This window comes from Nonomuraea montanisoli (assembly GCF_013363975.1).
In the GTDB taxonomy this organism is placed as follows: Bacteria; Actinomycetota; Actinomycetes; order Streptosporangiales; family Streptosporangiaceae; genus Nonomuraea; species Nonomuraea montanisoli.
The window spans coordinates 1-1,096 of sequence record NZ_JABWGN010000044.1 but is presented as its reverse complement, the minus strand read 5'-3'; the positions used below and the strand labels follow the sequence as shown (position 1 = coordinate 1,096).

The following is a 1,096-nucleotide window of genomic DNA, read 5'->3' as shown; positions in this document are numbered from 1 at the left end:
CTAGCGCCTGTGCGGAGTTCGGATCTTAGGCTGGTCGGAGGCTTCGGATCCATAAGACGGCTCCGCGTAGGTGCAGGCCGGCCAGATAGCTGTCGGGCGTCTTGTCGAACCGGAAGGCTAGCCCACGCCACTCTTTCATCCGGTTGATGCAGCGTTCTGCCGTGTTGCGCTGCTTGTAGAGATCGGGATCATGAGCGATCGGTCGGCCGCCGCGGAAGCCGCGCTTCTTGCGGTTGGCCGCCTGATCGGCCTTCTCCGGGATGACCGCCTTGATGCGGCGTCGGCGCAGGTAAGCGCGGTTTCCGCGGGAGGAGTAGGCCTTGTCGGCGGCCACCGCGCCCGGCCGGGTCCGCGGACGGCCGATCGGCAGACGGATCTTGATGCGCTCCAGCACGGCGCGAAACTGCGGGCTGTCTCCGGCTTGGCCGGCGGTCAGAACGAAGGACAGCGGACGGCATCGACCATCGGCCGACAGATGCACCTTGCTGGTCAAGCCGCCTCGCGAGCGGCCCAGCTTGGCCGCCTTCAACCGGAACCGGTGCCGGCGCCGTAGCCGCCTTCGTCTCTCTCCGTCGTCGCCTCCCTCGTCGCCGTCCCCGGGATCGCCGCCGCGAGCGTTTTGCCCCTTTGGCGCAGCCCCTTTTCCTGCTCGGCGGCTTGTTCCAGCGCTGCGCTCAGCTCGCCGTCCAAGACCATCCCAGCGGCATGATGGTGGGCGCGGGCAGTGGTGGAGTCGACGCTGATCAGGTCGAGGTCGGCCTGTCCACGGGCTGCGGCCTCGGCGATCATCGCCTGCATCAGGTGCTCGAACACACCGTTCAGCGCCCAGGCGCGGAACCGATCGTAGGCGGTAGACCAGGGCCCGTACTCGCTCGGCAGGTCCCGCCACGGGCTGCCGGTACGAAACCGCCACATCACAGCGTTGAACAGCCGTCGCAGATCCGGGATCGGGCCTCGCTCACCCAGCGGTAAGTGGGGCTCGATCAAGGACCATTCCTCGTCGGTGAGGTCTCCACGCGCCATGCCCGATGGCCTACCAGGACCGTCGGCCATACCGCAGGCAATCCCTCTGATCTCAACTCCGTACAGGCCCTAG

Annotated in this window: 1 pseudogene; it reads right to left on the bottom strand. The window is 67.3% G+C overall.

Going from position 1 to position 1,096, the window contains the following annotated elements:
* Positions 1 to 25: 25 nt before the first annotated feature.
* Positions 26 to 1,023, bottom strand: a pseudogene (locus HTZ77_RS44885) (IS5 family transposase).
* Between the last annotated feature and the right edge of the window lie 73 nt (positions 1,024 to 1,096).